At 30.7% G+C, this 23,373-nt stretch carries 22 protein-coding genes; 3 read left to right on the forward strand and 19 right to left on the reverse strand.

The genetic code is table 11. The features are described from left to right. Positions 1-45 precede the first annotated feature (45 nt). The 3 genes from CLOPA_RS16390 to nifH form a co-directional block, all read right to left on the reverse strand. Positions 46-390 carry a Fe-only/vanadium nitrogenase subunit delta gene (locus tag CLOPA_RS16390; RefSeq protein ID WP_015616546.1) on the reverse strand — a complete coding sequence of 115 codons (345 nt, stop codon included), beginning with the start codon at positions 388-390 and terminating at the stop codon, positions 46-48. 4 nt (positions 391-394) lie between these two features. Continuing rightward, positions 395-1,786 (reverse strand): nitrogenase vanadium-iron protein, alpha chain, encoded by a 1,392-nt coding sequence (gene vnfD / locus CLOPA_RS16395; protein WP_015616547.1) that lies wholly within the window; start codon positions 1,784-1,786, stop codon positions 395-397. A 175-nt stretch (positions 1,787-1,961) separates the two neighbouring features. Then, positions 1,962-2,783: a nitrogenase iron protein gene (nifH, locus tag CLOPA_RS16400; protein WP_015616548.1), complete on the reverse strand. Its 822-nt coding sequence runs from the start codon at positions 2,781-2,783 to the stop codon at positions 1,962-1,964. 1,398 nt (positions 2,784-4,181) lie between these two features. Between nifH and CLOPA_RS16405 the strand changes: the two genes are divergently transcribed. Together CLOPA_RS16405 and CLOPA_RS16410 are read left to right on the forward strand one after the other, a co-directional pair. Next, on the forward strand, positions 4,182-5,156 hold the full coding sequence (locus tag CLOPA_RS16405) for a substrate-binding domain-containing protein (protein ID WP_015616549.1): 975 nt from the start codon (positions 4,182-4,184) through the stop codon (positions 5,154-5,156). A 145-nt stretch (positions 5,157-5,301) separates the two neighbouring features. Continuing rightward, on the forward strand, positions 5,302-5,607 hold the full coding sequence (locus CLOPA_RS16410) for a 2Fe-2S ferredoxin (RefSeq protein ID WP_015616550.1): 306 nt from the start codon (positions 5,302-5,304) through the stop codon (positions 5,605-5,607). A gap of 154 nt (positions 5,608-5,761) precedes the next feature. Here the strand turns inward: CLOPA_RS16410 and anfO (CLOPA_RS16415) are convergent, their stop codons facing one another. Then, complete coding sequence (gene anfO, locus CLOPA_RS16415) at positions 5,762-6,424, reverse strand: Fe-only nitrogenase accessory protein AnfO (RefSeq protein WP_015616551.1); 663 nt, start codon at positions 6,422-6,424, stop codon at positions 5,762-5,764. A gap of 456 nt (positions 6,425-6,880) precedes the next feature. Between anfO (CLOPA_RS16415) and CLOPA_RS16420 the strand changes: the two genes are divergently transcribed. Continuing rightward, the gene (locus tag CLOPA_RS16420) at positions 6,881-7,948 is read left to right on the forward strand and encodes an ABC transporter substrate-binding protein (protein ID WP_015616552.1); all 1,068 of its coding nucleotides are present in this window, start codon (positions 6,881-6,883) and stop codon (positions 7,946-7,948) included. A gap of 81 nt (positions 7,949-8,029) precedes the next feature. Here CLOPA_RS16420 and anfO (CLOPA_RS16425) read toward each other — a convergent pair whose 3' ends face one another. From anfO (CLOPA_RS16425) to CLOPA_RS16495, 15 genes are all read right to left on the reverse strand, one after another. Beyond that, positions 8,030-8,668 carry a Fe-only nitrogenase accessory protein AnfO gene (gene anfO, locus CLOPA_RS16425; protein ID WP_015616553.1) on the reverse strand — a complete coding sequence of 213 codons (639 nt, stop codon included), beginning with the start codon at positions 8,666-8,668 and terminating at the stop codon, positions 8,030-8,032. 135 nt (positions 8,669-8,803) lie between these two features. Beyond that, on the reverse strand, positions 8,804-9,874 hold the full coding sequence (locus tag CLOPA_RS16430) for an energy-coupling factor ABC transporter ATP-binding protein (protein ID WP_015616554.1): 1,071 nt from the start codon (positions 9,872-9,874) through the stop codon (positions 8,804-8,806). Beyond that, the gene (locus CLOPA_RS16435; RefSeq protein WP_015616555.1) at positions 9,874-10,575 is read right to left on the reverse strand and encodes an ABC transporter permease; all 702 of its coding nucleotides are present in this window, start codon (positions 10,573-10,575) and stop codon (positions 9,874-9,876) included. The genes CLOPA_RS16430 and CLOPA_RS16435 overlap by 1 nt, the downstream gene beginning before the upstream one ends. 8 nt (positions 10,576-10,583) lie before the next feature. Then, positions 10,584-11,459: a substrate-binding domain-containing protein gene (locus CLOPA_RS16440; RefSeq protein ID WP_015616556.1), complete on the reverse strand. Its 876-nt coding sequence runs from the start codon at positions 11,457-11,459 to the stop codon at positions 10,584-10,586. Between the two features lie 194 nt (positions 11,460-11,653). Next, positions 11,654-12,829: a nitrogenase component 1 gene (locus tag CLOPA_RS16445; protein WP_015616557.1), complete on the reverse strand. Its 1,176-nt coding sequence runs from the start codon at positions 12,827-12,829 to the stop codon at positions 11,654-11,656. Positions 12,830-12,834: 5 nt separating this feature from the next. Then, positions 12,835-14,322 carry a nitrogenase component 1 gene (locus CLOPA_RS16450; protein WP_015616558.1) on the reverse strand — a complete coding sequence of 496 codons (1,488 nt, stop codon included), beginning with the start codon at positions 14,320-14,322 and terminating at the stop codon, positions 12,835-12,837. Between the two features lie 125 nt (positions 14,323-14,447). After that, on the reverse strand, positions 14,448-15,236 hold the full coding sequence (locus CLOPA_RS16455; RefSeq protein ID WP_015616559.1) for an ABC transporter ATP-binding protein: 789 nt from the start codon (positions 15,234-15,236) through the stop codon (positions 14,448-14,450). Beyond that, complete coding sequence (locus CLOPA_RS16460; protein ID WP_015616560.1) at positions 15,236-16,300, reverse strand: FecCD family ABC transporter permease; 1,065 nt, start codon at positions 16,298-16,300, stop codon at positions 15,236-15,238. The genes CLOPA_RS16455 and CLOPA_RS16460 overlap by 1 nt, the downstream gene beginning before the upstream one ends. Positions 16,301-16,525: 225 nt before the next feature. Further along, positions 16,526-17,701: an ABC transporter substrate-binding protein gene (locus tag CLOPA_RS16465; protein WP_015616561.1), complete on the reverse strand. Its 1,176-nt coding sequence runs from the start codon at positions 17,699-17,701 to the stop codon at positions 16,526-16,528. A gap of 488 nt (positions 17,702-18,189) precedes the next feature. Then, positions 18,190-18,987: a tryptophan synthase subunit alpha gene (trpA, locus tag CLOPA_RS16470; protein ID WP_015616562.1), complete on the reverse strand. Its 798-nt coding sequence runs from the start codon at positions 18,985-18,987 to the stop codon at positions 18,190-18,192. Next, positions 18,987-20,162, reverse strand: coding sequence for a tryptophan synthase subunit beta (trpB, locus tag CLOPA_RS16475; protein WP_015616563.1), 1,176 nt, complete (start codon positions 20,160-20,162; stop codon positions 18,987-18,989). The genes trpA and trpB overlap by 1 nt, the downstream gene beginning before the upstream one ends. Then, a complete protein-coding gene (locus CLOPA_RS16480) occupies positions 20,159-20,884 on the reverse strand; it encodes a phosphoribosylanthranilate isomerase (protein ID WP_015616564.1) in 726 nt (241 codons plus the stop codon). Before CLOPA_RS16480 ends, trpB begins: the two co-directional genes overlap by 4 nt. A 62-nt stretch (positions 20,885-20,946) precedes the next feature. Beyond that, the gene (trpC, locus tag CLOPA_RS16485; RefSeq protein WP_015616565.1) at positions 20,947-21,726 is read right to left on the reverse strand and encodes an indole-3-glycerol phosphate synthase TrpC; all 780 of its coding nucleotides are present in this window, start codon (positions 21,724-21,726) and stop codon (positions 20,947-20,949) included. A 4-nt stretch (positions 21,727-21,730) separates the two neighbouring features. Then, on the reverse strand, positions 21,731-22,744 hold the full coding sequence (gene trpD, locus CLOPA_RS16490) for an anthranilate phosphoribosyltransferase (protein WP_015616566.1): 1,014 nt from the start codon (positions 22,742-22,744) through the stop codon (positions 21,731-21,733). After that, complete coding sequence (locus CLOPA_RS16495; RefSeq protein WP_015616567.1) at positions 22,713-23,372, reverse strand: anthranilate synthase component II; 660 nt, start codon at positions 23,370-23,372, stop codon at positions 22,713-22,715. The genes trpD and CLOPA_RS16495 overlap by 32 nt, the downstream gene beginning before the upstream one ends. Position 23,373: the final 1 nt, after the last annotated feature.

Below are 23,373 nucleotides of genomic sequence, written 5' to 3' on the forward strand. Positions count from 1 at the left end.
TAAACTAGGTATTGCAACTTATATAAATAAGTATAAATTTTAATTTTAATAGAATGGGGTTCTCAATTCCTCATTTCTACATTTTGTTATAGCAACATCAACAAGCTTTTCTTTAACGCCACTTAATAACTCACTTTTTTCTTTTTCATCCATTTCCTTTACGAAAGAAAATCTCTCTTGTAATTGATCTGAAAGAATTTTTGCATCTGCATAGAAACATTTTTCTTTAGGTTCTAATTCTTTAGTAGAAATCTTTTCTCCAGCCAATAATTTAGGTAGCAAATCAAAAACTCCATTTATATTTTCTGTTCTATCCCATTCTCTTGAATGAAATTGCCACAGACATCTCTCTTGAATAAATTCAAGTATTTCATCAATTTTCTTTTCCATATAACTATACCTCCTGCCTGATATCTTTTTTAGATAATCCCCAAAGAGGAGAATTTATAGCATTGTACATATCTCTAGCCATATTTACAGAACCTTCAAATCCCATATAAGGTCCATTATGGTATCCATGCCCATTTACATAAGGTATCTGTAATTTTTTAACCATTTCACCAACTCTAGGTCCTGTAAGAACAACGTCAGGTTTAACCATTTCTAAAACTTCAAAGAATTCTAATTCATTTCCATCATCAATGTAGATAGTACCTTTTCTTCCACGGGAGATAACTTTTTCAAAATCTTCCTGATGACCAAATTTAGAAGACATAGCTACTACTTCCATACCCAAATCGTCTTCTAATGCTTTAGTCCAGTGCCACAATCTAGGACCACCAGTCCAGATACAAAGCTTCTTGCCAGCTAATCTTTCTTTGTACCACTTTCTCTTTTCTCCCCATTTTGCATCTTCTTCAGCAATTATTTGTTCAGCTTTTTCTTCTAGACCAAAATATGCACCTAATTTTCTTAAGCCTTCTTTAGCGTAATCATAACCCCAAGTATCGACATCAAGTCTTGGAATTCCATATTTTTTCTTAAGTTCATTAGCTATATAACCTGCAGATCTAGCACAGTTTGTAAGATTTAATTTAGCTCTATGCATACCCCTTAAAGCATCATAAGTTCCGTTTCCTGTAAAGTGGGCTATTACCTGTATTCCCATTCTTTCCAAGTAATCATTCATTACAAAAGTGTCACCTTGGATATTATAGTCACCAATGATATTAACAGTGTACTCGCTCTTTATTTCAGGTTCAAAAGTTCCTACTTTTTCCTTCATCCAATCTATATTGAATACATGATGTCCCATAGACTGACTTACTCCAGCAAATCCTGGACACTGTATAGCAAACAAATCCACATCTCCACGTTCCTCTTCAACTTCTCTAATAACTGACTTTATATCATCACCAATCAAAGCAGTAGCACAAGTTACATAGACCATCATCCTTTTAACTTCAGGAAATGCATCAAAAGCTTCATTTATAGATTGTTTTAATTTCTTCATACCTCCAAATACGACATTTCCTTCTTTCATATCTGTTGACCATCCGTATTTTAACTGGAAGTTATTGTTATCACTTGGATATCTCTTTGTGTGCCAAGTATTATAAGTACAACCTATAGGTCCGTGAACCAATTGAATAGTATCTTTAAGAACACCACCGATAACTAGTTTAGCTCCACAGTAACTACATCCTCTCTCTGATAAAGTTCCAGGAATAGTGTTAGTGTTGGATGCAGGTAAATATTGAGTTAAGTCCTCTCCCTCTTCTTTTATATAAACATGTCTTTCTCTTTCAGGTATTGTTTCATCACATTTAAATAACTTTAATGGCATTTCTATACCTCCATTTTCATTGATTAATATTTATGAATCAAGAATCAATCTAATATTTTTATTTATATATGGTTTCTAATATAATGTGGTTTAAATTAAATGAATATTATTTTATATAATACGTTTCTCAAATTTCTATGAGAAATAAATTCATTATTATAATGATACAATAATCTTATAGATCCATAAGACCATATTGCATTAATATTTCTTCAAGTCTTTCCTGAGTCATTGGATTTGGTATTACAAATAATTTGTTTTCATCTATTTTTCTTGCCAATTCTCTGTATTCATTAGCTTGATCACAAGTAGGATCAAATTCTATAACAGTTTGTTTATTTATCTCAGCTTTTGTTACCATTGGGCTTCTTGGTACGAAATGTATTAACTGACTTCCAAGTTCTTTAGCGAATGCATCAAGTAGTTCATATTCGTTTGCAACATTTCTACTGTTACAGATGATACCACCTAATCTAACTCCACCGCTCTTAGCATATTTTTGGATACCTTTTGAAATGTTGTTAGCAGCATATAGAGCCATCATTTCTCCACTTGCTACTATATATATTTCCTGAGCTTTTCCTTCTCTGATTGGCATTGCGAATCCACCACAAACAACGTCTCCAAGTACATCGTAGAATACATAGTCTAAATCATCTGTATAAGCTCCAAGCTGCTCAAGCATGTTTATTGAAGTTATTATTCCTCTTCCTGCACATCCAACTCCTGGTTCTGGACCGCCTGATTCAACGCATCTGATTCCACCATATCCATCTTTTAATATGGAATCTAATTCTACGTCTTCTCCTTCTTCTCTTAATGTATCAAGAACTGATTTTTGTGCTAGTCCTCCTAAAAGTAATCTTGTTGAATCCGCTTTAGGATCACAACCAACTACCATTATCTTCTTACCCATTGCATGAAGACCTGATGTTAAGTTTTGTGTTGTAGTTGATTTACCAATTCCACCTTTTCCATAAATAGCTACTTGTCTCATTTAATCATTCCTCCTAAATCTTTTGTACAATTCAATATCATTTGGAATACACCCTTCCAAAACAATATATTTTGTACTGTTTTGTCTAATTATATTTTAGTTTTTATCAATTGTCAATATTTTTATAGTTTTTTTTATTAATTTATACAAATTTTCTTTATATAAATAATAAAATATTAAAATGATAACAATTACATCCCGGATCATCATTAGAAAAATTTATTTACATAAAATGATAAATTAAATTTAATATAAAATTTTTTATGCAAAACTATATTATTTAATATAATTTGTAACCAAGAATATAATTTATTTTTTTATTTTTCCAGTTGACTATGTTTTGCTTCCAATGTATAATGATTTTAAGATAAATCGTATCAATTCATACATTTATCATAAAATTTAAAAATTTAATCGCTATTATGCAACCTTTGCATTAAATAGATAACCAGTTTAAGAACATTATTTCCTAAAGGAGAGATGATTTAGTTTTTTACTATTTTATCCTCCATTTTTTTATTTAAAATTAATTTTCCCCTAATATACATAAAAAGATAAAAGTTCTATGATATATTGATTTCATAGAACTTTTATCTTTTTATGGATCTGCATCCCTAAATTGTTTATTGGATATATTTTTCAAAGACTTTATTACATTAATTCGAAATACTATCAAATTCTAAAGTATTTTTTAGCATTCTAACGTTGACTATCGTTATGTTATGTTATATAATAACATTGAATTCCGTTATAATGATTTTTATTACTTATTATAACTTTATATTTATTGTAACTTTTTAAAACAATTATATAAATTTGCTATTATGCATTTTGCATTAAATAGATAATTAATCTCAAATCATTCCTAAATCTAATAGTAAAAAGTAAATACACAATTAAACCCTTTACTTTTTACTTATTTTTTTATTTATTAAGATTTAATATTATTTTTATCTAATACTCCAATAAATAAATTTTTTTTGCCATACACTCCATAATTTCTTAACATTAACCTTTTAAATACACATTAATAATCTTTATTAGGTATACTTTCCATTAAGTAACCACAATCCTAATATTTAAAATACTTCAATAGTTTTATAAAATATCTACTGCGCTTCCTTTCTTTTATTATTCTTAAATTATCTTATTTAATAGTTTTTATAGGTTTTATAGGTTTTATCAATAACATTTGTATTTTCAATGATTTTATATTACAATTATCTTAATATTTATGAATTTTTTGTTTTTAATATTTTATTATTATTAATTCAAAAGTGGTTATACTCTAAATATGTACAGCATTATACATATTACTTAAGTTATTTGAAATATTGGTCAAATATTTTATACTACTTTTTTTACATCTATTAATGTTTTGCGAAAGGAGAACTAAAAATGTTGCAAGATACAGCTTTAACCCCACAAGAAGTAGCAGATATACTAAAGATAGCTAAAAATACAGTATATGAATTGATAAAACGCGGGGAATTAAATGCATATAAAGTTGGAAAGAAACTTAGAGTAGATTTTAAAGATGTTGAAGCATATAAAAATAAATCAAAGACTGTACAGTTTAACCAGGTTAATCAACTTAATAATACTGTAGATGACAATCAAATATCTCTCGAAACACTTTCACCGCCATTATACGAATCAACTTCATCAAGAGATTTCGTCATTTGCGGTCAAGACGTAATCTTAGATATATTATCCCGTTATTTAGAATTCAATCTCCGCGGATCTCGTATTTTAAGATCTTATACCGGTTGCTATAATGGTCTATTTGCACTTTATCTTGGAAAAATTCACATTTCAACTGTTCATCTTTGGGATGGTGATTCTGGAGAATACAATATACCTTTTGTCAGAAGAATGCTTCCTGGAGTACCAACTATAATACTTCACTTAGCCTGTAGAATACAGGGTTTTTATGTAGCAAAGGGAAATCCTAAAAATATAAAAGGTTGGGAAGATTTAAAGAGACAAGATATTTCTATTATCAATAGAGAAAAAGGATCTGGAACCAGAATCCTCTTAGACGAACATATTCGTTTGCTTGGAATCGACAATAATTCAATACCAGGTTATTCAAGAGAATGTTTTTCCCACTTAGCTGTAGCAAGCACTGTATCCAGAGGAGGAGCAGATCTAGCTTTGGGCAATGAAAAAACTGGACTTCAGGTTAAAAATATTGATTTTATCCCACTACAGCCAGAAAGATATGAATTAGTTATAAAAAAAGAAGATTTGAATAAACCTTTTGCCAAAGCTGTTATGGAAATTGTAAATTCTGAAAACTTTAAAACAGAACTGGAAGGTCTGGGTGGATATGATATTTCTGAAACTGGCAAAATAGTAGCTGAATTATAAACAATATGGAATATTATTAACAATATTAATAATAATATTGTTAATAATATTATGTCTATGTTATAATATCATTAATACTAAATGTGAATGTAGTATTTCATTTAGTATTAATAAATTTTATTAATTATAGTAAGGAGTAATTATTATGGTAAATCCAAAGCATCACATATTCGTTTGTACTAGCTGTAGATTAAATGGAAAACAACAAGGTTTCTGTTATTCAAAAAATTCTGTTGACATCGTAGGAGAATTTATGGAAGAATTAGACGGCAGAGATTTATCAGGTGACATAATGGTAAACAATACAGGTTGTTTCGGAATATGCAGCCAGGGACCAATCGTTGTTGTGTATCCAGAAGGTGTTTGGTATGGTAATGTAACTGCTGATGATGTTGAAGAAATTGTGGACTCACTTGAAAATGGTGAAGTTGTGAAGAGACTTCAAATCTAATATTTTAGCATGTACATAAGTAAAAAATAAATAATGTAAAAAACACTATGAACTCAATTAAAATTATATGAATTTCATAGTGTTTTTTATATTATCTTTAATATAATTTTTCTGGACTCCTTCACAAATTTCAGTTCTTCAAAACATATATTTTCTATTTATTGATCACAGACTTTTCATCACAGGCTTGATTTTGATTGTATATCCTTACTTCAAATTCACCTTTAACCAACTCTTTAACTTCAAGTTTCATATTCAAAGTTAATAATTCACCTTCAAGCCACTGAGGAGTATGACTGCAAAAAATTTTTATTTCCTTAAAAGGCTTATTCCTTAAAAATGGCAACAGTACTTTTTTTGAACTAATACCAGGATTACTATTTTGTACTCTTTCAAGATTTATAAAATAGGCTCCTTCCTGGTCTAAAGCTACAGGCTCTATTGATACATCTTCAACCTTTTTCTTCTTAGCTGCTTTTTCTTTATTTTCTATCATCATTTCACGCAACTCATCCAAAAGTTCTTCTGGATTACCACTTGCTTCTGCAATAGTAAATCCCGACTTTTTCAAAACACTATAAGGGATTCCATCCACTCTTCTTCCTAAAAATACACTACAATTACCTAAACTCTCTATAAGCAATACCATTCTCTCACGAACAGCTCCCATTCCCTTAGATGTATTTACATTAAAAATAATTTTATTTTTAACAATCCAATTTTCTCCTTCTTTCTCATATATTACCACCATTCCCGGCTCATATATACTACCAGTCTCTCCATCTTTTCCTGTTAAAACTGCTATTTGATCAAACATAACTATCATCTCCTAATAGAATTATTTATTCATTCATTTATTTATGTATGAATATATATTGTTTTATATTAAATTACAATATTACTTTTATTAAATTATAATATTACTTTTTCCAAATTGCAATATATTCTTTGATTATTTATCAAAATATTATTTGTTTTATTAATATATTTTAAATAAAATCCAAAAATTTATTGACTTTTAATAAAAACACAATATAATATAATATATAACCATACAAAACGTTACAAAATGGATAAATTAAATAAATTATGTTACATAACGATATGATTTGTACAAAAATACAATAGAAAGGATTATATTTTATGCATAATAGTATTTATTTTTCAGCACACAGTACATAATCTATCAATAAAACAAATTCATACTTTTTCAAGTCACAAAATATGTAAATATAAATCTTAAAAAAAATTATTACCTGAAAGGATGATTTAAATGCTAAAGAAAATTATTTGTAGTATAAGTGTACTTATACTAATCATTTCACTTGCAGCCTGTAAAAGTACTACTGCAACAAATGCCACAATAAACGCTTCAAAAACAGATACTCAAAAACCTAAGACCATAACCGATTCAGCTGGAAAACAAGTTGAAATACCCGCTAAAATAGACAATATTGCTGAGTTATGGGGAGCACATCTTGAAGTTTTACAGACACTTGGAGCTGGAAATAAAATTGTTACTACTACATTCACTCCTCAATCAAGGCCATGGTTGTTTAAAGTAATTCCAACTTTAGATAAAGCCGTTTACAGTGTTATAGCTAATTTAAATATAGAAGAATTAGTAAGTAAAAAGCCTGATATAGTATTTATTCCAACAGCAGACAAAAATGTAGACAAGCTTTCTAAAATGGGTTTACCTGTAGTTCAACTTTCTTTTACTGATTTTGAATCAATGAAAAAATGCTTTACTTTGACTGGAGAAATACTTGGCGGAGATGCTATTGAAAAAGCTAAAACTTACAATACATATCTTGATAGTAAATTAAACATGATCAAAAATATCACATCAAAAATACCAGAGAATCAAAGGCCTAAAGTTTTACATCTTTCCAATGCTGAGCCCTTTGCAGCAGATGGTAGTAATACAATAATTAATGACTGGATTAACGTTGCCGGAGGAATAAATGCGGCAAAAGACGTAAAAGGTAATAGACAAACAGTTTCCCCAGAACAAATACTTCAGTGGAATCCAGATATCATCATTGTAAGCGAAAATATTAAATCCATAGATAAAATTATACAGGACCCTAAATTAAAAGATGTTTCAGCAGTTAAAAATGGTAAAGTCTTTTTAAATCCAGATGGTGCATTCTTATGGAATCGCTATGGCACAGAAGAAGCACTTCAAGTACAATGGGCTGCAAAGACTATACAACCAGATAAATTTAAGAACTTAGATATGCTCAGCGAAACAAAAAATTTCTATAAAAAATTTCTTAATTACAATCTAACTGACGATAATGCACAGAGAATTTTAAAGGCAATGCCTCCTAAATAAAATGATCAATAAAAAAAACAGTAGATTTTAACCTTAATCTACGGTTTTTTTATTTTGCAGTTAATACTTTAAAATTATTTTCTATTCATTGCAAACCTTATGACTTATAGTTACTTCATAAATATCTCCATTTATTTTATTGGAACTCATCTTCATATTTAAATTTCCCAATTCATTTTCAAACCAAGGTGGTATATGACTACATGAAACCTTAAGTTCATAAAATGTTTTGTTATTCAAAAATGGAAGCAATACTTTTTTTGAACTGATACCAGGGTTCTCCTCTTGAATCTTTTTTAAATCTATAAAATAGTTCCCTGGTTCACCTAACTCTACTGGTTCTGTATTTTGTATATTTTTAGCTTCCTCTTCTAACTTCTTTCTTTTCTTTTCCTCAAAAATTTCTAAAAACTCATCTAAAAATTCACTAGGCTTTCCTTCTGCTTCTGCTATGGTAAAACCTGCTTTTTTCAATACAGTATAAGGAACTCCTTCTACCCTTTTTGCAATAAAAATTTTACAATCTTCTAAACTCTCTATAAGTTTCTCTACCTTTTTATGAACAGCTTGCATTCCTTCTGCTGTATTCATATTAAAAATAATTTCACTTACTACATTCCATTCCTTTTCTTTCTTTTCATAAACCATTACAATACCGGATTCATATATAGTAGTAGTTTCGTTATTCTTGCCTATTAATACACCTATTTTAGTATTCATAGCATTCATCTCCTATCTTGTAATTAATAATATATATTATCCCCTATAAATTTTGGATAGTCAAAAGTTTAATAAAAAAAGTTAACATTTGTAATATTTTATTTGAACTTTTTTTACATTACTATATTGATTTTATTATATAATATGAACATCAAAGGATGAAAAAGTTATTTTAACAGACTTACCTTCTTTTATATTATTATCAATTATATACTCCCTAGAAACCCTCACATTTATATTTTGCCCTTCACATTGAACAATAACATAATAGCTGCCTATATCTGGTAGTATCTTTTTAATACTTCCCTCCAATACAATCTTAGAAACTTCATTTGTTGAAAAATCACTATCATAAATCTTTATACATTCACCAGGTATACATAAATTTCTTACATTTTTCTTCATATTATATGGATATGAAAATTTTATTCCATTATCTAGGCTAATAGAATTATTTTCATAATCTATATTGCATGAAAGAATATTGTCAATACCCACTAATTTTGCTATCTTCTCATTTGCAGGCCTTCTCATAAGAACTTCTGGTATCTCATCCTGAACAAATTTACCATCAAACATAACTACTGCCCTTTCCGCAAAGTGCAGTACATCTGAGAAATTATGACTTACCAAAATAACAGCTATTCCTTTTTCTTCTGCTACTTTTTTTATATGTCTAATCATTTCACTTTTCATTCCTGCATCCAACGAAGCAGAAGGTTCATCCAAAAGTAAGAGATCAGGCTCTGTTACCATTGCACGTGCAATACATACGCGCTGTGCTTCTCCACCTGAAAGACAATACGATTGTCTTTCAGCAAGATGTTCACATTCAAACTCTCTTAAAACCCTATGGACTCTTTCATTTATTTCAATATTAGAAAGTCTTCTAAACTGTAGAGCTTTTGCTACATTATTGAATACAGTATCCTTCAGCAATAGCATTTCCTGAAAAACGTAGGAACACCGTCTACGAAGCTTAATTTTATTGCTATTTTTAACACTTTCTCCAAACAATTTTAATTCTCCATTACAAGGAATCAATAAATTAATCACCTGAAAAAGAGTGCTTTTCCCAGACCCATTCGGTCCAACTACTGCAATAATTTCTCCCGCTTTCATTGAAAAGTTATCAATATTAAGCACATTTTTTCTGGCTTTTCTATTTACTATAACATTTTTCATGCTTAATATACTTTCTTCCATTAATAATTACTCCTTTCGTTATGCTGAAGAAAAGTTAATAACGCTACTATTATATAGGTAATAAGTAGTAAAATAAGTGCAACCGCTATGGCAATATCATAATCTCCCTTATCAACTTCTAATACAATAGCTGTTGTTAATATTCTGGTTTTGCCTTTTATATTACCTCCAACCATCATAGATGCCCCAACCTCTGAAATTACGCGACCAAATCCAGCTATAACCGCTGCCATTAGACCTAATTTAGCTTCCTTAATAAGAATTATGCTTACCTGAAAAGGTTCTGCTCCAAGAGATATCAACTGCAAACGTAATTTAGGATTAATATTTAAAATTGCAGCAAAACTCAATCCTATTATTATTGGAATAGCAACCAAGCTTTGTGCAATAATCATCGCCGGTACTGTATACATAATTTGCATATCTCCTAAAGGGCCATAACGCCATAAAATTAAACTTACTATCAATCCAACCACTACAGGAGGCAATCCCATTCCAAAGTTAACCAAGCTACTTAATACATTCTTACCTTTGAACTCCTTTAATGCCATCCAAGTGCCAAACGGAACTCCAATAATCACACTTATGAGTGTGGCTGTTCCTGAAACCTTCAGTGTAACCATAACAATATTTAAAATATCTCTGTCACCACTTATTAAAAGTTCAAAGGCATGAACAATTCCTCTAATAATCATATCCATAGCTTTTTCTAAATCCCATAATCTTTATCAGATTTACCACCATCTGAGTAAAAAAGTACTTCTCCAAATTTATCTTTTCCATAATTAGCAATTAATTCTTGACCTTTTTTTGACAACAAGAAATTACTAAAAGCTTTAGCACCCTCACTGTTTGCTTTAGAAAATTTTGCGGGATTAATCTCTGATACTGAGTACAAATTCAACAGCTTTTTATCCCCTTCAACCAATACTGGTAGTGATAATATTTTTCTATCATTTAAATAGGTTGCTCTGTCAGCTAAGGTATATGCCCGCTTTTCATTAGATATTTTTAAGGTTTGCCCCATACCAGCACCCGCTTCAATATACCATGCTCCTTGTGGCTTAACATTAGCATCACTCCACAATTTTTTTTCCAACTTATTAGTACCAGAGTCATCTGATCTTGATACAAATTCAGATTGAGTTTTTGCAATAGCTGTAAAGGCCGCTACAGCATCTTTCATTCCCTTTATCTTTGCCTTGTCACTTTCTGATCCTACAATAACAAAATCATTATGCATTACTAATTTACGATTTACAATAATTCCCTCCTCTATTACTTGTTTTTCTGCAGCAGGTGAATTTACTAACAATGCATCAACTTGACCTTTTTCAGCTAAGGCTAATGCTTGACCTGTTCCAACAGAAACAGTTTTGGTCTTATAACCACTTTCCTTTTCAAAAGCTGGGATTATAACATCTAATAATCCACTGTCCTCTATACTAGTTGTCATACCTAATATTACTTCCTTTTTCTGTATTGTCTTTGAATCACTGGTGCCTTTATTAGCAGAAGTATTACTACACCCTACGAGAAACACCCCTAAATAAACTACTAAAATAATACTAAAAAATTTACGCATATCAATTTTCCTCCTAAAAATATTGTTTAAATACTTAAACAGTTTACACTAATCTAAAAAAGCATTTTTAATAAAATCAAAATGAAATTATTCACTATTTCAAGCAATTATATTTGTTTTTTTGCAATATTGTTAATACTTATTTCTAAAAAGATACCAATGAAGCCCTGTGTTTCAACGGATTAAAAAAATCACTACATATACTGTCTTTCTCTTCTATAGTCCATAGTCATAAATGAATTTATTAAATCTTCTACTAAATTGATTACACCTTCAAAACCTGCATATCCTCTATTTCCAATACTTATAGAATCAAATACAGGATATACGTATCTTATGAATGATATTTCAAATTCTTCTGCAATTTCTCTTTCAAAAGATGATCCAAATAATATTGATGCATCAGAATTTTTTACAAGCTCTCTAAACTCATTCATATCCTTATTTCCACGTTCACAATATACCTGTACGTCCATTCCAAGTTCATCTTCAAGAAAACTTCTCAGCGCAGCAGCTCTTAAAGCATCTCCAAACACAGCACAGGGTATAGAATATAAATGCCTTACATAATCATAAACATTTTTAAGGACTGACATGGTAAATTGCTCCTTTTCCTTTAAGGTATCTTCATATTCTAAATTAAAAAAAGAAAATATTTTCTTCACAAAATTTTTACTGGTCTCAATCCCATAAGGATATTCAACAATTATATATGGTATATTAAACTCTTTTTCCATTAAATCTCCTATGGCTTCAAATCCTTTAAAAACCACATTTAATTCAGCGCAGATAACCTTCTTTATATTTTCAATAGTATCAAAAGGTATTATTGAATTTATGTTTATTTTATCTCCAAGCATTTTTCTTATATTGTTAATATCAGCTTTTATCATATAATCATCAGATAGCAGTCCTATAAGATTTATTGATTTTTCTTTCTTTCGTCCATACTTCATTAAATCCAGCATTGACTTTATTCCTTCAATTTGACCTTCTTCCATATTGAGAACAAATCCAGGAGCTTTTATATATACAATTTCTCTGTTTTCTGAATATTTTTTTATTTCTGCTTCAAAATCTTCACCTAATACTCCTGACACGCATCCGGAAATAACAAATAATACTTTAGGATTATGCATATCTATAACGTTATCAATAGCCTTTTTAAATATTTTTAATCCTCCAAATACAACATCCTCATTGTATATTACAGTAGAAGCTTGTCTTATATCATTCAGCCTAGATGGCATATGAAATATGGAGGTACCCCAATTGCATCCAATGGTTGTATGTAAAAGCACATAAGAATCCTTAACGCTTATGGCACCTCTATATACACCAAATAAATTACATGCTGTAGAAGGTTGCATTTTAATCATCTCCTCAAATTCCACATTTTATGCCACATCTTTTCAGAAGTTACAGATCCTTTTTCCCCAATAGTAGGGTACAGTAAACTATCATAATTGAATTTTGAAAGTATTAAACTCTCCTGACTTTTACCCCTTTTAACTTTACTGGCAAAATTGCACACATTATTCTTAAAATTATTAAAATCTATTGGAATAAACATTTTCCCTAAATCCACGGTCTTTAACCCCTTAAAAGAAGTTAGAAACTCAATACCATTAATTACAATATCCACATCTTGAAAAATTCTTTTTAAATCCTCTTTTTTAGAATTAATATAAATAATTGTATTGTTTCCAGTATCATTAGCTGCCTTTTTAATATTTATTATTGTATTTTCCACTATATCTTTGTCCGCATCTTCATACTCCAGTTTACTATCATCAATATTTATACATATATACTTAAGCTTTACTCCATAATCGTTAGTTAAAGCCTCTATAATATATGGCAATGATAAAAAGGAGTCACTATACAAAGCAAAAATATATTTTCCTATGAAGTTTTTAGCTTCACTTATTTCTGTAAACACCTGCTGCTCCATGTCTTTTAAGATTTTACTGGCCTCTAAACCCATATCAAAACAATCAGCTATGCTCATATAAAATTTTTCAATCCCCTTTAACCCATGATAGGGCTGAAAGGTATTTACATGAAAATACTCTGTACCAAAAGCCATCTTCATCTTTTTAGCCCAGGAGATCCTTCTTACAATATTTAGTTTTGCCCTGGGTGCTGTGATGATATCTTCAGTATTACAGCTTGGCATTACTGTATTTACTTTTATTCCTATGTTTTTTAAAATTAAAATTATTTCTTTTAAATTGTCATTTCCACCCCAGGCAAAGCTTTCAATATTAACGGTTTTATCCTGTACCTGCTGCTTTTCCATAAGCTGATCTACAAAGGCTGACATAGCTTCATCTACACCACATCCTTTGTTTATTCCACCCTGCTTTTCAGGTTCCTTCCAATGTAATATCCTCTCCTTATTGTTTTTCTTGGAAGATGACTTATCAATATGTGAGAATACTTCCGATTTAATAAATACGATTTTACAATCCGTTTTTTTTCTGAATTCATCTATAATAAACTTATCCATTTCCACATCTAATATATCCGTACATACACTGGGTATAATGGCTATCATTTTAGGATTATAATTATCTATAGTTTCTGAGATTGCCTGTTTAAGCTTCTTTTCTGTTCCAAAAATAATATCTTCTTCCTCTAAATTACTGCATTGAGTTTTATAAGAAGGTAAATATCTCCTCCTTGCCACATACTTATAATGAAATCCACATCCTTTGGGACTATGAATTATAGGAACTGCATCGGCTATTTCACTTATGACATTCATGGCTCCTGATATTTTACCACTTACTCCCATGTTGTGCATTATCCTTGAAGGGTATATCCCAGAATAACAGTGTTCTTTATAATATTCTCTCATAAATTTTGACCTCCATTAATAATAGATGTATCTTAAAAAATCTTTGAAATTATCATATTAACTAATCATGCCATCTTCAGCACAAGCAGGGATAAAGATATTATGACACAAGATTTTCTAGCTAACTATTTTCTACCACCCTGTGCATAATTCGAAGTATTTATGAAGTTAATTGACAGAATTCCATTATCATCTATGGATATTTCTGATTCTACATTATATACTTTACGGATAATCTCTGTAGTTAATACCTTATCAGGCTTATCATTTGCCAAAACTTCACCTTCATTTATTAAAACAACACGCTTAGCATATTTTGCCGCCATATTAAGATCATGCATCACAATTATAGTTATTATTTTTCTTTCATTGGATAATCTACTTATTAAATTAAGTATCTCAAATTGATAATGAATATCTAAATTATTCAAGGGTTCATCTAAGATAAGAATCTTTGGTTCCTTAATTATAGCTTGAGCTAAAAATACAATTTGCCTCTGTCCTCCACTAAGTTCATTAAGCTTCTTCTCTGCTAGGCCTTGTATTCCCAAATCACACAATATATCTCTAACTTTATCCAATTGTTCATCACTTACTTTAATAGACAAAGTATTAATCATACCTAAAAGAACTGCTTCTAATACTGTAATAGAAATATCACCCGAAGAAGTTTGAGGTAAGTAACTTATAATCTCTGAACAGAATTCTTTATGTGAACGTTGAATTTTTTTTCCATCAAAGAACAATTCACCTTTAGGTTTCTCAATACCTGATATACATTTTATAATCGTTGACTTGCCAGCTCCATTTGGGCCTATTAAGGCTGTGATCATTGGCTGAAACTTTAAATTTACATCTTTAAGTATATTTTTATTCTTATAGCCAAAGGACAAATTTTTCACTTCAAGTTCCATTAATAGTTCTTCCTCCTTAGTACAATTGATAATAAAAATGGCATTCCTATAATAGCTGTAATCAATCCAACATCTATAATTGCACCTGGTACCAATACTTTACTAAGTACAGAAGAAATAGAAAGTATACAAGCTCCTATTAAAGCAGAACACGGTATAAAATATCTGTGATCTTCTCCTACAAACGATCTTGCAATATGGGGGCCTGCTAAACCAATGAAGCCTATAGTTCCAACAAAACAAACAGAGGTTGCTGCTATAAGAGACACAATAACTAACACTTTAAGCCTTATTCTTTCTACATTTACACCTAAAGATTTTGCTTTACTATCTCCCAATTTTAAAGAAGTTATTTTCCAAGAATCTACTAATAATAATGGCACAGTGACTATAAATACTATAAATACTATAATAACAGTAGACCACTTTGATGCTGATAGACTTCCATAAGACCACATAATTATTTTTTGGCGGCTTTCTTCAGTTGCAATATAATTTAAAATTGATGCAAGAGAACTGAATAAAAATGAAAATGAAATTCCAGCAAGAATAATCGTTTCAGAAGTTCCTTTTTTTACCCTTGCTATAAAATAAATGAGTAAAGATAATGCTAGTGAGAATACAAATGCATTAATTGGAATAATTAAATCCTCACGTACAGGAATTATCCCCTTTCCAATAACGATCGCTAAATAAGCACCAAAAGAAGCTGCAGACGATATACCCAAAGTATATGGAGTTGCCATAGGATTATCTAAAATAGTCTGCATTTCAGCACCTGCAACTGAAAGAGATGCTCCTACAATTACTGCCATTACAGCAACAGGCATTCTCATTATCCATACTATTACATAAGTTTGATAATCACTGGAGGATGAAAAAAATATAGTGTATAATACCTCTTTAATAGAAAGTAAGGAAGCCCCTGTCATTATATCAATAGTAAAAAATGATAATAATATCATTAATGAACATATTATAAAATATATTCTTTTTCTAATTATTTTGTTGTAGAGTTCACGAGTATTAAAAGTTTTTTTTGCTTGTGTAGTTTCATTCGTCATAATAAAACCTCCTGTTATTTAATAACACATTATTTAATTATCCTGTGTAGAAAAAAACTCATCTAAAGATTTTACTACTGCACCATTTTTACACCAGCTTTCAAAGGTAGCTATCTTATTTTCTTCTGTGCCCGATTTCCCAAAATTCGTTTCATATCCAACTGCTTTATTTAATTAATGTGGAATTTGACTATATATTTAAAAAGTCAAATTCCACATTAATTATTATTTTAAACTTAACATCCAAACACCACTGTATCTTATTGGCATAAATTTGCTATAAAACTCTTCTAAATCCTTTTCTGGATTTAAATCTTTAAACTCATCAGGATAAAAATCTTTAGCTAAAGCTTCTATGGCTGCAAAGTTAGTAATCTGTGCAGTATTATGCCATACGCTGTAAACTTTTTTATTTTTTACAGCAGATAGTGTATTCCAACCCGGACGGTTTAAATATCCTTTTAATAATGCCTGAGAACCAGCCTCACTTGCATTAAATCCTATTTTCATACTACCAGGCATAACCCAATCCTGACCAGTTATAACAATTATATCAGGATTTGCTTTTAATAGTCCCTCCGCACTCATTGGTCCTTGCTGTACTGCTATCACACCATCAGCTACATTATTAACTTTTAATTTATTTAACACTGCTCCCCAAGATATATACTGTTTAGGATTTCCTGTTCCACCATAAGTTGAACCAAGCTGATTGCCATTTGGTCCGGAACCTCCATTTTCAATATATACAGATGGAGCCGGAAGATTTGATTTTTCTATTTTTGATAAAACATTATTTATGCGATCATTAGCATACTTTACTATTTCATCAGCTCTTTGCTTTTTACCTAACACTTGACCCAGTAGTTCCAAACTCTTTTGTGGACCATCAAATGGAGCGCTTTGTAAATCTGTAAACATTATTGGAAGTCCAGCTGCTTTAAACTTTGAAATATATGGAGAATCCTTAAATGATTTATCAATAATTACTACGTCAGGTTTTAATTTTAATATCTGTTCAGGATCAATACTTTGGTCATAAACACTACCTGTTACTGCAGTTTTTTCAAGCTGCGGATATTTATCTAAGAATTTATTATAAGCACCAGTATCATCTGTTTTCAAATCAGGTCCCCAGCCAACAAGTTTCTTTGGAAGGTCATCACCAAGAAGAGATGCCAGCAAATAAACATCTTTACTTCTTAATAAAACGATTCTATCAACATTTTTTTTCAGTTTTACTGAATTCCCAGCCATATCTGTATACGTAACCATTTCATTGTCCGATGAAGTAGGCGCTTTATTAGGGGTGCAACCAGCAAATAGTGCAGTAATTAGTAATACCAAAATTAAAATAACTAAATTTGATTTGTTAAATAATTTCTCTTGCATGTTTTTCATAAAATAATCCTCCTGCTTTCTAAAATTTAAACACATGATTATACTATTTGCTACAAAATACCATGTTATGATTCATTTTATCAATTTATTTATATAATCTTTCATAGCTTTTCATATATTCTGATATACTCTTGTAGTTTTTCATATTATATCATGTTATTTTGTAAAATACTATAGTATTAATAAAAAATAATTACTATATTTATTAATTTATCAATATTATTTTTACTTGATTAACAATTTTATTTTTATATAATTCTAAATTATGTAACTATTCACCATACAAAAACTTCAATACCTATAATATCCATTTTCATAAATATTTTTCTGTATGCATTTAAAATAAAAAAATAGTCTAAGATAACCTTGTCGCTCCAAATAAAAGCAGTTATCTTAGACTATTGGACTATGATTAAAAATCACAATGAAACTGATGTGTTCTATTTCATTAAGATTTTATATCTTCAAGTAACATTTTTTCCTACTATTCAATTGTTTTTAAGTACTGATTTCACTTCTTTTACAAAATCCATAACATTTTTGATTGTCTCATCTTTACCTTTTGCTTCAGCTACCTTTTTTACAATGGCACTTCCAATTATAATTCCATCACAGTAAGCTTTTAATTCCTTTGCCATTTTTGCACTGGAAATACCAAAACCTAAAGCCTTAGGTATCTCTGCATATTGAGCCACAGTACTCATATATTCATTTAAATCAGTCTTTATTTCATTTCTAGCCCCTGTAACACCATTAGTTGATACGCAGTATATAAAGCCGCTGGCATTTTTAACTATATTTTTTATTCTCTCTTTAGATGTAGGTGCTATTAATGGTATAAGAGCAACATTGTATTTATCCCCTAAAGTTAGTATATCTTTTCTCTCCTCTATAGGAAGATCAGGTATTATAACACCATCTATACCAACTTCATTACAATCCTTTATAAATCTCTCAATACCATAATTGAATACTGAATTATAATATACCAGATAAACTAGAGGCACTTCAGTACTTAAACGTATTTTTTTTACCGTATCCATTATTTTAGCTATAGTTGTTCCATTTTTAAGTGATCTTTGAGAAGAAGCCTGAATTGTAGGTCCATCTGCAAGAGGATCAGAATAGGGAACTCCAAGTTCAATAATATCTGCTCCTGCCTTTTCCATAGCATTTACTAGTTCAATAGTAGTTTCAAGATCAGGATCTCCCGCTGTTACAAAGGGAATCATTGCCTTTTCATTTTTATCTTTTAATTCATTGAATTTAGCTTCAATTCTATTCATTATAGTTCTACCCCCATTACCTTAGCTATAGTGTTTATATCCTTATCTCCTCTACCAGATACATTTACAATGATTATTTTATCTTTATCAAGTGTAGGTGCAAACTTCATAGCATAGGCCAAAGCATGAGAGCTTTCCAGTGCAGGAATTATACCTTCTACCCTTGATACTTCCACAAAGGCATCTACTGCTTCCTTGTCATTGGCAGATACATACTCTGCTCTTCCTATGTCATTGAAATATGCATGCTCTGGTCCTACACCAGGATAATCTAGCCCAGCTGATATGGAGTAAGCTGGAATTATTTGACCATCACCATCTTGAAGTACATAAGTCATCATTCCGTGAATAACCCCCACAGAGCCCTTAGTTATGCTGGCTGCATGCTCATCTGTGTCAATTCCCTTTCCAGCTGCTTCTACTCCTATAAGTTTAACTTCTTTGTCTTCTGCAAAAGGATAGAATATGCCCATAGCATTACTTCCGCCGCCTATACATGCAATAATATAGTCTGGTAATCTTCCTTCTTTCTCCAATATTTGTTCTTTAGCTTCATCCCCAATAACCCTTTGAAAATCTCTAACCATAGTTGGATAAGGATGAGGCCCCATAACTGTTCCTACAACATAAAAGGTATCATCTACACTTGTAACCCAATTTCTCATAGTCTCATTTACAGCATCCTTAAGAGTTCCAGTGCCTGAAGTAACTGCAGTAACCTTTGCCCCTAGTATTTTCATCTTAAACACGTTAAGTGCTTGTCTTCTTATATCCTCCTCTCCCATAAATATTTCACACTCTAATCCAAACATAGCTGCTATAGTTGCTGTTGCGACACCATGCTGTCCTGCTCCTGTTTCTGCAATAACCCTCTTTTTACCCATTCTCTTTGCAAGTAGAACCTGACCTAAAGCATTATTAATCTTATGTGCTCCTGTATGATTAAGATCTTCTCTTTTAAGATAAATTTTGGCTCCTCCAAATTTTTTAGTTAAATTTTCAGCATAGTAAAGAGGTGACTCTCTTCCCACATAGTCCTTTAAATAGTACCTAAATTCTTTTATAAAATTTTCATCCTTCTTTGCTTTATCATATTCCACTTCTAACTCTGCAACTGCATTCATTATAGTTTCTGGCACATACTGCCCTCCAAATTTTCCAAATCTTCCAATCATTTAATATTCCTCACTTTCTCTATAAATGTTTTTATTTTATTAAAATCCTTTACCCCATCTGTTTCTACTCCACTGGATACATCAACAGCAAAGGGTTTAACTTTATTTATGGCTTCAATTACATTATCTGTATTTAATCCACCTGCTAATATTAAGTTTTTCTCAATATTAAGTTTAGAAATAACATTCCAGTCAAAACTAATACCCGTTCCACCTTCTGTACCCTTAACGCTGCTATCCAGAACTACAGCTTCAATATTATATTTGTTAATTCCATCCAAATTACTTTGATATTCATCTATTTTGTATTTATAAAAGGCACCTTTAGAATTACTATGATATTCACTATTGTTTATTAGATCAACTTTTCCATAATTGCTAACTGCCTTATCTTTGCTTATCTCTGCTTCTATAGATACGGATTTCCACAAAGTAAATCTATCTAATTCTAAAAAGTATTCCTTATCCTCACAACCATGAAATTGCAGCACATCTAATTTTAAGTTTTCAGCTATTTCCTTTACCTTTTTTATATCTTCATTTACAAAGACTCCTACAGTTTTTATGCCAGTATTTAATTTAGATATAAGCTCTTCAGCCTTTTCCATATGAACCTGTCTTTTACTTTTAGCAAATACGAAACCTACATAATCAGGCAGAAGTTCATTTACATATTCTATATCCTGTAATCTTTTCAATCCACATATTTTTATCTTAGTCATAAAAGCCCCCATTTCTATATCAGTGCTTCGCAATCTGGAAAAATTTACACCCCTGTGGTGAATTATTTTCCCTTAGCTTTTAGTATAAAATCTTCAACAGCCTGAATATCCTCTATATTTCTCATGAAGGTTTCACCAATAAGTACTGCATTTACTCCAATGGACTTTAAATACAATATATCTTCTGGAGTTTTGATTCCACTCTCAGAAACAGTAATAGTTTCCTTAGGAATATATTTCATAAACTTTTCAGTAGTATTTAAATTTACTGTAAAATCCCTTAAATCTCTATTGTTAACTCCTATGATTTCTCCTTCTGCCTCTAAGGCTATCTCCAGTTCTTCTCTGCTGTGAACTTCTATAAGACAATTAAGTCCAAGCTCCTTAGCTAGTTTATAAAAGTTTTTTAATTTTTTTCCAAGCACTGCAACTATAAGAAGAATAGTATCTGCACCTATATTTTTCGCCTGAAATATCTGATATTCATCTACTATAAAATCCTTACGAAGTACTGGCTTTGAGGTAACACCTTTAACCTGTCCTATATATTCATCGCTGCCCATGAAAAATTTCTTTTCTGTAAGTACTGATATGGCATCTATACTTATTTTTTCATAGACCTTTGCTATAGCTACAGGATCAAAATCTGGCTTTATTATTCCCTTAGAAGGAGATGCTTTCTTTATTTCTGATATTATATTAATTCCAGGTTTATTCAAAGCAGCTTTAAAATCTCTAGTAATTACGTTTTGAACTTTATTTTCAAATTCCTTAAGAGGCAATTCTCTTTTCTCTTCTTCTATTTGTTTTATTTTGTAGGCAACAATATCATCTAAAATCATATTTTTACACCTCTTTACTGTATTCTACAAGTTCATTTAATTTTTTATATGCTTTACCTGAATCGATAATATCTTCAGTGAGTTTTATACCTTGTTCCAAGTTTTCTGCAACTTTTCCTACATACAGTGCTGCTGCGGTATTTAAAACTACTATATCTCTTTTAGCTCCACTTTTTCCTTTCAATATATCTATTATTATACCAGCATTCTCTTTAGCTGAAGAGCCCTTAATATCTTCCACCTTTGCTAATGGTATACCAAGCTTTTCAGGTTCAATAATATAATCAACAACCTTACCCTCTCTAATCTCGCTTACATAAGTAGTTGTAGTAGTTGTAATTTCATCTAATCCATCTTCACCATGAACTACCATAGCCTTTTCACTACCTAATTTCAAAAGCACCTCTGCAAGAGTATGAGTTAATTCCTTGCTATAAACGCCCAGTACCTGACCCTTTACAAAGGCTGGATTTGTAAGTGGTCCCAGTATATTGAATACAGTTCTTATTCCAAGTTCTTTTCTTACAGGTCCCACATTTTTCATAGCTGAATGATATTTCTGAGCAAACAAAAATGCCATTCCCTTTTCATCAATTAATTTTTTTGCCTTTTCAGGTTCTACATCTATGTTAATGCCAAGTTCCTGAAGTACGTCAGCACTGCCGCTGCTGCTGGAAACCGCTCTATTGCCATGCTTAGCCACCTTAACTCCTGCTGCAGCTGCAATTATTGCCACTGCTGTAGAGATATTAAAGGTTTTGCTTCCATCTCCACCAGTTCCACAGGTATCTATAACATATTCAGACTCCAATTTAACAACAGAAGCATTATCTCTCATAGCTCTTGCAGCTCCAGTTATTTCTTCAACGGTTTCCCCTTTCATTCTAAGTCCTACTAAAAATGCTCCTATTTGTGATGGAAGCGCTTCCCCCTTCATGATTTCATTTACAGAAGAATAAGCTTCCTCCTCATTTAAGTTATCTTTATTACTTATTTTCTTTATTGCTTCCTTTAACATTACATATCCCCTCCACAAAATTTTTAATCATAGTTTTTCCCTGTTCCGTAATTATTGATTCTGGATGAAATTGCAATCCATAAATATCATATTTATTATGTTTAAGCGCCATAACAACTCCATCATCCATGCTTTCTGCCGTAATAGTAAGCTCTTTTGGAAAAGTGTCCTTATCCACCACCAAAGAATGATAACGCATAACCTTAAGAGGATTATTTATTCCCTTAAACATTCCTTCACCATTGTGTTTTATATCAGAAGTTTTACCATGCTTTATGTTTTCTGCTCTCACTATATTTCCTCCATAGGCATATCCTATAGCTTGATGTCCGAGACAAATCCCTAAAATTGGTATTTTACCAGCATACTTTTTTATTACATCCACACAAATTCCAGCTTTTTCCGGAGTACCTGGTCCAGGCGAAAGTATTATTCCATCTAAATCCATATTCTCTATATCCTCAACTTTAATTTTATCATTTCTTACAACCTTAACTTCACACCCCATGGGTGTAAATTTTTCCAAAGGTGCAATTTTTCCCATATTTTCCCGAGATGTAAGTATCTCTCCTACATATTGATATAAATTATAAGTAAAAGAATCATAATTATCTATTATAAGTATCATC

Origin of the sequence: Clostridium pasteurianum BC1, from assembly GCF_000389635.1 — a bacterium.
Lineage (GTDB): Bacteria > Bacillota > Clostridia > Clostridiales > Clostridiaceae > Clostridium_I > Clostridium_I pasteurianum_A.